7 protein-coding genes are annotated in these 9,891 nt (G+C 39.0%); all 7 read left to right on the plus strand.

Features of this window, described 5'->3' with window-relative positions; all coding sequences use genetic code 11:
* Positions 1–193: 30S ribosomal protein S4 (locus tag RAO94_07625; GenBank protein MDP8322203.1), on the plus strand; the 193-nt coding region annotated here is incomplete at its 5' end.
* A gap of 15 nt (positions 194–208) precedes the next feature.
* The gene (locus RAO94_07630) at positions 209–1,219 is read left to right on the plus strand and encodes a DNA-directed RNA polymerase subunit alpha (protein ID MDP8322204.1); all 1,011 of its coding nucleotides are present in this window, start codon (positions 209–211) and stop codon (positions 1,217–1,219) included.
* A gap of 10 nt (positions 1,220–1,229) precedes the next feature.
* Positions 1,230–1,637 carry a 50S ribosomal protein L17 gene (gene rplQ, locus RAO94_07635; protein ID MDP8322205.1) on the plus strand — a complete coding sequence of 136 codons (408 nt, stop codon included), beginning with the start codon at positions 1,230–1,232 and terminating at the stop codon, positions 1,635–1,637.
* Between the two features lie 76 nt (positions 1,638–1,713).
* Positions 1,714–3,048, plus strand: coding sequence for a magnesium transporter (mgtE, locus tag RAO94_07640; protein ID MDP8322206.1), 1,335 nt, complete (start codon positions 1,714–1,716; stop codon positions 3,046–3,048).
* Positions 3,049–3,589: 541 nt separating this feature from the next.
* Positions 3,590–4,216, plus strand: a complete 627-nt coding sequence (locus tag RAO94_07645) for an RDD family protein (GenBank protein MDP8322207.1) — start codon at positions 3,590–3,592, stop codon at positions 4,214–4,216.
* 492 nt (positions 4,217–4,708) lie between these two features.
* Complete coding sequence (locus tag RAO94_07650) at positions 4,709–8,137, plus strand: C25 family cysteine peptidase (protein ID MDP8322208.1); 3,429 nt, start codon at positions 4,709–4,711, stop codon at positions 8,135–8,137.
* Between the two features lie 56 nt (positions 8,138–8,193).
* Positions 8,194–9,891, plus strand: a 1,698-nt coding sequence (locus RAO94_07655) for a C25 family cysteine peptidase (GenBank protein MDP8322209.1), incomplete at its 3' end; no start/stop codon positions are given.

The following is a 9,891-nucleotide window of genomic DNA, read 5'->3' on the forward strand; positions in this document are numbered from 1 at the left end:
TGTGGTTGAGATAAAAGAAAAGAGCCGTAATATGATCGCTATTCTGGAAGCAATGGATGCTTCTGCCAGTGTATATCCCTGGCTGCAGGTAGAAAGAGAGAAATTTATGGGTACTTACCTTGATATTCCTCTTAGAGATCAAATACCTGTAAATATTGACGAAAGGCTGATTGTTGAGTATTACTCCAAGTAATAAGGAGATAGTAACATGACTTTACTTGAACCGTTACAGTTGCCCGAAAAAGTCGAAGTTGATCAGGATTCCTATACATCAACTTACGGCAAGTTTGAAATCGGTCCCTTGGAACCTGGCTTTGGTACAACCATTGCTAACACACTGAGAAGAGTTCTGCTTTCTGCAATTCAGGGTGCGGCTGTCAGATATGTCAAAATCGAAGGTCTGCATCATGAATTTACACCCATTCCTGGATGTGAATCTGATTTTATTGATCTTATTCTCAGACTCAAGAAACTGGTGGTGCAATCAGAGACTATTCAGGAGACCAAACTTGTTCTGGAACACAAGGGCATCGGCAAGATCACTGCTGCTGAAATCCAGGAAACTGCTGATATTACAATTATCAACAAAGATCTGGTGCTGGCAGAAATGACTGAAGATATGGAATTCCATATGGAAATCTGGGTTGGTATTGGTAGAGGATATGTTCCTTCTGATTTACAGAATGTGGAAGATTTTCCTACTGGTGTTATTCCCATTGATTCCATATATTCTCCCATAACCCGTGTGAACTACTCCATTGAGAAGCAGCGCGTGGGTCAGAGAATAGATTACGATAAGATCATCATGGAAATATATTCTGATGGCAGTATTGATTGCCGCGATGCTTTATATCTTTCTGCAAAGATCCTGCGTGACCTCTATGATAAACTGGTTCTTTTTGAAAAAGAACCTGAATATATTGAGGAAGTTCAGATGGATCCTGAGCTGGAAGAGTTGGAAAAAATATTCAATATGAATGTGAATGAACTGGAACTTTCGGTTCGCTGCAGTAATTGTCTGGCTGCTGCCAAGATCGATACTATCGGCGAATTGGTTTCCAAAAATGAAAATGAAATGCTTAAGTATCGTAACTTTGGAAAGAAATCACTGGAAGAGATCAATGCTCTCCTGGAAAAATATAACCTTGGTTTAGGTTATGATGTTGAAGGAAAATCCGAAGAAATTGCTGAAGCAAGAACAAAAGTTACAGTAAGATAGGGATATTAGTATGAGACATAAAGTAAAAGGTAGAAAATTTGGCAGAGAAACCGGACACAGAAATGCAATTATGCGTAATCTGGTTATCTCATTGGTTGAACATGGCAGGATCAATACTACATTGGCAAAAGCTAAGGAAATTAGATCTCTGGCAGAAAGAGTTATTACCTACGGTAAAAACGATACTGTTCATCACAGAAGACTGGCATATAAAGTTCTTGGTAATAGAACAATAGTCAAAAAGGTCTTTGATGAACTTGCACCAGGTTATATGGACCGTAATGGTGGATATCTGCGAATTATGAAAAACGGCTATCGCCGCGGTGATTGTGCACCAATGGCGGTTATCGAATTCGTTGAAAGAAGTGAAAAATCAGCCAAATCAGATAATATTAAGGCTGAAGACCTGGCTGAATAAATCAGCATTTATAGATCAAGGCTGCTCTTCGGGCAGCCTTTTTTTTTGGTAATTTTCTTAAGGTAATGGAGAGCTTATGGAAGCAATATTATATGACCAACTGGTTGAGCTTATTGAAAATGATGATTTTGTTGAACTGGGAACTATTCTGGGAAGATATCATCCTGCAGATGTAGCGGAATTTATTAATCAAATCCCCACAGAATATCATCACCGGGTTTTTTCGCTCCTCGATAATGAAATGGCTTCTGATGTCCTGGCAGAACTACATGATGAATACCGTACTGAAATTATCCAAAATATCAGACGCGATCGACTGATAAGTATTATCGATGAAATGGAAACAGATGAAGCTGCTGACCTTCTGGCAGAACTAACTGATACTGTCACAAAAACTGTGATGGCTGGAATGCAGGAAGATGACCGCAGCATATATCGTCAATTACTGGCATACTCTGAGGATTCTGCCGGTGGTATCATGCAGACCGAGATTCTTGCTGTCAGGCAGAATTTTAACCGCAATCAGGTGATTGAATACATCCGCAAAAATTATGAAGAAGTAGAGAATATCCACTTTGTTTACGTAATTGATATAGAGAACCATCTGGTGGGAGTTCTGGAAATAAGCAGGTTACTGCTGGCAGCTAATACAGCTCTGGTTTCAAAGATCATGGAACCAGCCACAATGGTTGCTGATGTAGATATGGATCAGGAAAAAGTGGCAAACCTCTTCCGCAAATATGATCTCATGGTTTTGCCGGTTGTTGATAAAGATAACCATCTGCTGGGCAGGATCACAGTTGATGATATCCTTGATGTTATCGAAGAAGAAGCCACAGAAGATGCCTACCGTCTGGTGGGTTTGAATGAAGAAGACCGCGTATTTACAAAACCTATAAACTCTGTTAAAAAAAGACTGCCCTGGCTCACTCTTAATCTATTCACAGCCCTACTTGTTTCTTCTGTCGTGGGTATATTTGAAGATACAATTGTCAAAATGAGTTTCCTGGCTGTTCTGATGCCAATTGTTGCCGGGCTCGGTGGTAATTCCGGTACTCAGACACTCACGGTGATCACTCGTGGTATTGCCCTGGGTGAGCTTACTATTCACAATACCTGGCAGGCGATCACTAAAGAAATTACAGTCGGTTTGATCAATGGAATTATTATTGGCTCTATTACCTGTATTATTGCCTATCTGGTGAAAGGTGATCCTCGCATTGGATTTGTACTCGCAGTTGCTATGGTCTGCAATATGTTTATTGCCGGACTGGTTGGTTCAATGATTCCAGTTATTTTAAAATCACTCAAGATTGATCCTGCACTTGCTTCCAGCGTGATCATCACCATGCTCACCGATATTGGTGGGTATGTAAGCTTCCTCGGTCTCGCCTCAATCCTCTTAGTCTAAATCATTTTTTATTATGGGTCATATAAGTCCTATAAGCCCTATAAGCCCTATATAAGTCCTATAAACCCTATAAACCCTATAATATAATCCTTTTAGATACTTTACCGTCAGTCAAGTCCCAAATGTTGGTGTAAATTCAATTTCCTTTCTCTTTCTTTATTTGATTGAGTTTACGCCTGATAAATATTTTGACTTATTAATTAGTACCTATGATATTCATTCATCCGGTAAAAAGGATACAGGCACTTTTGAGGAGCAACCTGCCAGAACAAAGAGCCGATCATTGCTGAAATACAGGTGATCCCGAATGAAGGAGCTTACCTGACGTTGGATGCTTATACCGTGATAATCTATGATAAAGAGGAAATAAGTCTGAAATACGTTTTTTAATTTGACAAAATAATAATTATATTGATAAATTGATTAATGTAATTTCAAAGGAATTTCTTAGAGATATTTAATTACATAGATTGAAATAAAAAAAATATGGATATTTCTGAGGATATAAGTGAAATACTTAAGTTAAGGGGGAAAATAAAAAATGAAAGATGAAGATATTCATTACGAAAAATGTCCAGCATGTGGAAGCAGTATAAGCGCTAATGAAAGTATTTGTCCAAATTGTGGTTTAACACTTTCAGTTGAAGCCTTACCAGAAGAATCGGAAGAAACAAAAACTTGTCCTGTATGTGGAAGAGAATATCCTGAAACAGTTATAAATTGTGATTGTGGCTATAATTTCGTAAAACACAGAGATAATATCGATGTTTCACCAGTTTGGAGGAGATTTGCTAATTTTGTTATCGATATTTCCTTTTGTGCAGTATTAAATCGTCTAATATTTATAAATTTAACATCTACGATATTTGAAAATTTACTTAGTTTCTTAAGCAGTATTTCATCACTTCTAATCGTTATTATTAATTTTATCATTTTTGGGCTATTAATTCCTTTCATTTATTACGTGTTGAGTGAGAGCCTGTTTCAAAAAACACTGGGAAAATTATTTTCAAGAACTAAGGTCATAATGATAAATGGATCAAAACCAAATTTATTGACAATAGTAATAAGAACACTTATTAGATTTGTTCCTTTTGAATATTTATCATTTGGATTTGGAATATGGTGGCATGATCAGTGGACTAAAACAAGAGTGGTTAAAGGATAATTTTTTTTTACCCATTAATTAATCAATACGATTAGTCCAGAGGACTAATTTATTTGTAGAAAAATTTGTACCCCCCCTACCCCCGACGGAGAAAATTATATTTTAAGTTACAAAAATACAACAATAATACAAATTTCAGGAGGATGTCAGATTGATTCTCTTAAATTGAGAGATTAGTATCGTGTTCTCGTCACAATTTACGCTTTAGTGCCAGTCAACTAATCTCGTTTGACCTATCTAAAAGCCTTCTGTCAGCTACTTTGTGGCAATATGGCAGGCTTAGAGGAGTGCAACTTTTATAAGACTTCCATAAATCCACTAAAGATCTACTGGGAGTGTATTTGGAAGGTAACGGGAAAGAACGGGGAGTGATTTTAGGTGTAGAGAGGAAGCGGAGGGTTTTTTTTGACTGGACGGTGAGAGATTGGTATGAAACTTGCTTAATATATAAAAGAAAGTAATTTATAAGAATTTGTTATAAAGGAGCATTGTATGAGAAAGAGTATTTTAATAGCTCTGATGCTGTCAATAGGAGTATTATTGTCAGGCAGTATGGGAGTTATACCAGTTTCTGGTGAAGTTACGGGGGTAACATTAACCGGAGAAAGTGACAACAATCTGGAACTTAGTGTAAACATCAGTGAGATCGATTTTTTTGATGTGAACACACAAGCGGGAGAATTTGTAAATTTATCAATTGCGGGATTTACCAGCACAAATGAAGTTGGTGAGCCAAAATTACCAAAAATTCGTAGAATATTCAGTGTGCCGTTAGGTGCAGAAGTAAGCGTGAGAATTAATGATTCTCAAATGGATCAATATCAACTGGGAGCTTATGGCATAAGCAATCAGATGATGCCGGCTCAACCACCGTTATCTAAGAGTGATACTGCTGCTGATGTGGAATTTATTTATGATCCGGTGATATATAGTCAGAATAGTTTTAATGAACTGGAACTGGCAAGTGTTGAAGAGCTGGGGATTTTACGTGGAATGCGTTTATTCGTTGTAAATATTAATCCGGTGCGTTATAATGCAGTCACAAATGAGATACTGGTATATAGCGCGATCGATCTGGATATTGAATTTAATGGTGGAGATGCAATAGCCACGTCAGAGCTTCGCAGTCGTACCTGGTCACCCGTATTTGAACCGATATATGCTCAGAAAGTGATCAATTATCACAGGCTGGAAACTAGAGATGACCTGACCCGTTATCCGATCAAGTATGTGATCGTCTCCGACCGGATGTTTGAAGATCAATTAGTAGAATTTATCGACTGGAAAACAACTCAGGGTTATGATGTGATAGTAGGTTATACAGATGATATAGGCAGCACAACTACATTGATCCATAATTATATAGCGGGATTATGGGATGAGGCGACACCAGAAGATCCAGCTCCCAGTTTTATATTATTCGTGGGTGATACTCAGCAGATACCAGCGTATAATGGCAGTGAGGGCAGTCATGTAACGGATTTGAATTATGTACGTTTGGAAGGCACAGATTTCATGCCGGAGATATATTATGGCAGATTCAGCGCGCAGAATACAGATCAGTTACAGCCTCAGATAGATAAGACACTTGAATATGAAATGTATGCTATGGAAGATCCGAGCTATTTGAATGAAGTAGTAATGATAGCTGGCATGGATGCCAGTCACGGCAGCACCTGGGGAAATGGACAGATCAATTATGGTACTACCTATTATTTTAATGAGGATCATAATCTAACTTCTCATACTTATCTGTATCCAGATTCGGGTAATAATGCAGCCAATATCGTACAGAACGTGTCTGATGGAGTATCATATATTAATTACACTGCACATGGCGGTTCGGATTCCTGGTCAAATCCGTCTTTTACGATGGCTGATATCAATAGTCTTGATAATGAAGGGCAATATTGTTTTGCAGTAGGAAATTGCTGTTTAACAAATAAATTTGAAGTAAGCACTTGTTTTGGAGAAGCCTGGCTGAGGGCAGAGAATAAGGGTGCAATAGGATATATCGGTGGGACTAATTCTACTTATTGGGATCAAGACTACTGGTGGGGTGTTGGAGCTGGTGACGTAGTGACAAATCCTACTTTTGAAGAAACTGGTGCTGGGGCTTATGATGGTATGTGGCACGAGCATGATGAGGAATTCAGCCAATGGTACACCGTGGGATTTGCCTATATAATGGCAGGAAATCTGGCAGTAGTTGAAGGTGGTAGTATGATGAACTATTACTGGGAGATTTATGCTTTAATGGGAGATCCATCCTTAAGTGTATTTTTCAGCGAAGCAGAAGAAATTTCTGCAGAATATCCAGAAGAATTACTTCTGGGACTTAATAGTATGGAAATAATTTGCGATCCCTATTCTTATGTGGCGTTAACCTATGATGGTGAGATCATGGGTGTGGGACTTGTAGATGATAGTGGTGTGATCAATCTGGAATATGAGCCATTTGATGAACCATGTATGGCAACTTTGACAATAACAGGTCAAAATCTTCAGCCACTGATAACACAGGTGCAGGTAATACCTAACGAGGGAGCATATCTGATACTTGATGCTTATGAGGTAATGAGTGGAGATGATGATGTGATCAATGGTGGAGAAAGTACTTCAGTATCACTGGATATTGAGAATCTGGGTATGGAAGATGCTGAGGAAACAGTGATGACCATAGGTTGTTTTGATGAATATATAACTCTGGAATCGACATCTTTGGAACTGGGACTTATTCCAGCACAGACCCTTGTGGAATTTGAGGAATTGATAAATTTTGAAGTAGCAGAAGATATTCCTTTTGGTCATCCGATCAGAATGGATCTACAATTTACAACCTCGAATGGAAGCTGGATGGAAGAATTAAATCTTAGTGCTTATGCACCTCCGGGCTTATGGATAGACCCGGCTATGATCGAAGCAGAAATTGACAGCACAGAGATATATACCACAACATTTGCAATCTCTAATTATTTAGATGACCCTGTTGCATATAGTATCCGGACCGAATCTGATGATAGAGGCAGAGACCTGACAGGTAGTTATATGGAATGCGATCACCATCATTTTGAACCAGGTGAGCAATATCAATGGATAGTGACAGCATATAATTTGAGCCCTGATGGCGAGTGGGTAACAGATGTAAGTGTTACTCTACCAGAAGGAGTATATGTAGAAAACACCGGACAGATGTTAGGCGGAAGTGGTGGAGCAATGGAGCCTGATATTACCAGTGGAGATGGAATAACTATCACCTGGCATGGAGCAACTCCATCTGGATATGGTTATCTTCATGAAGGTCAGTATGCTGAAGCAGTGATAGTGTTAACGGTTGATGATGCCTATACGGGATACATTGTGTGTGATTATGAGATAACTGGAGATAGTTATGGTGGCGATCCGCATGTGATCAATGGCAGCTTTGAATTATCATATCCCTTAAGCTGGATAAGTCTTGATAACACAGAGGGTGAATTGGAATATGGACAGACAGATTTTATCGAAGTGAGCCTTAATCCAGAAGGGATGGAAGCTGGGGTTTATGAATGTGAGATAGTGATCACAGATAGCCGTATCGAAACGCGGATACCGGTAACTATGGAAATAACAGCTCCCAGCGTTAATGACAATGGGATCACCGGAATTACTTTGTTACATGGAAATTATCCTAATCCATTTAATCCAGAAACCACGATAGCATATTCACTTAAACAGGCAGAAGCTGTAGTACTTGAGATATATAATATTAAGGGTCAGAAAGTTGCTATGTTAGTAAACAGTGAACAATCAGCAGGAGATCATAATGTAATATGGAAAGGCAAAGATGTCATGGGTAACGCAGTTGGTAGTGGCATTTATCTATATAGATTGCAAGCGGGAGATTATAGCTCTGCTGGCAAGATGATGCTGTTGAAATAAAATTTATTTATTGAGCCGGTGCATCAGTGCCGGCTCTTATTTCAGGGAGAAATATAATGAAGAATTTTTTTTTGATAATGATTTTTATAATTGTTAGTGTTTTACTTTCTGGTAGCGATTTCAGTTGGGATAATGAATTCAGTGATGGTTTGGACATATTAGAATCAGGAATGGATGGCATGGTGCTAACCTGGTCAACATCATCTTTCAGTTTGAATGAAATAGAGATAAATGGTAGAATAGTTCAGGAAATAGTATTTGGTGATGAATTTTTGCCTAATGATGCTGGTTGCCCTGATCTGCCAGGTATCAGCCAGATGATAGCAATTCCAGAAGGAGCAAGCGTTAAACTGGCTTATGAATATTTCAATGAAGAGATCATCAGAGGAGTGGAAATAGCTCCAGCACCAGTAATTCCCAAGGAAACAGAAGATGGGCTGGAATATTTCCGGGGTAAGTCATATCAGCGAGATGAGCTTTACCCTGCAGCAGTAAGCCAGATTTCAAATATTGATGAGATACGGGGAGTGGATTATGTAATGGTGGGGATCTCTCCTTTCCGTTATAATCCAGTGCAAAAGGAATTGCACGTTTATCGGGATATAAAGATCACACTAAATTTCCAGGGTGGGGAAAGCAGGTTTGGTGAAGACAGGCTGCGTAGCCGCTGGTGGGATCCTATACTAAAAGGAAATTTATTGAACTGGGAATTATTACCTGAGCTGGATTATTCTCAAATACAGACAAATCATAGAACCCCTGATTATGAATATCTGATAATTTGTCCTACTGGGGAGGCTTTTACTACCTGGGCGGATTCAATCAGGATATTCAGGACTCAGCAGGGAATCAGAACTGGTATAGTTACTCTGGCAGAGACTGGCAGCTCAAATAGTCAAATTGAGAATTACATAAATACGGCATATAACACCTGGGATATTCCACCTGTAGCAGTATTATTCCTCGGAGATTATGGGACAAATGCCACAAACTCGGTGAATAGTCCAACATATAATAATTATTGCATATCAGATAATCTATTTGCAGATGTGACAGGTAATAATCTTCCAGATCTTTCCACTGCTCGGATAACGGGTCGCACAGATGCAGAACTTGAGCTGATGATCCATAAATTTATAAATTATGAACGAAATCCACCCACGAATGCAGGCTTTTATCAGAATCCTGTTGTTGCTGGAGGTTGGCAGACAGAACGCTGGTTCATTCTTGCCACTGAAGTAGTGAGAGGATTTTGGAGTAATGTGCTGGATAAAAGCCCGGTTAGGGAGTATGCAATTTATAGCGGAACACCAGGTACAGTCTGGTCAACCGCAACTAATACATCTACAGTAGTGAATTATTTTGGCAGTAATGGTTTAGGATACCTGGGGGCATCACCGGCAGTTATCCCCAGCTGGAATGCTAATGCTGCAAGCGTTAATAATGATATTAATAATGGCTGCTTTATGCTTCAACACAGAGATCATGGAGGAGAAACAGGTTGGGGAGAACCGGATTATGGTAATAGTGATCTGGGAGGGCTTAATAATGAAGACCTGGCATTTGTGTTTTCTACTAATTGTCTTACGGGTAAGTTTAACTGGAGCAGTGAGTGCTTTGCGGAAGCCTTTCATCGTCATGCTCAGGGAGCATTAGGACTGATAGCAGCAAGTGAGATATCCTACTCGTTTGTTAATGATACATATATCTGGGGTACTTATGATTATATGTGGCCCAATTTTGATCCCGGGCAT

This window comes from Candidatus Stygibacter australis, assembly GCA_030765845.1.
GTDB classification, from domain to species: Bacteria; Cloacimonadota; Cloacimonadia; order Cloacimonadales; family TCS61; genus Stygibacter; species Stygibacter australis.

Bases quoted from the DNA above. Each gene is read 5' to 3' on its own strand.
- RAO94_07645 (MDP8322207.1), top strand. From the start codon at position 3,590: ATGAAAGATGAAGATATTCATTACGAAAAATGTCCAGCATGTGGAAGC.
- mgtE (MDP8322206.1), top strand. From the start codon at position 1,714: ATGGAAGCAATATTATATGACCAACTGGTTGAGCTTATTGAAAATGAT.
- RAO94_07630 (MDP8322204.1), top strand. From the start codon at position 209: ATGACTTTACTTGAACCGTTACAGTTGCCCGAAAAAGTCGAAGTTGAT.
- RAO94_07650 (MDP8322208.1), top strand. From the start codon at position 4,709: ATGAGAAAGAGTATTTTAATAGCTCTGATGCTGTCAATAGGAGTATTA.
- rplQ (MDP8322205.1), top strand. From the start codon at position 1,230: ATGAGACATAAAGTAAAAGGTAGAAAATTTGGCAGAGAAACCGGACAC.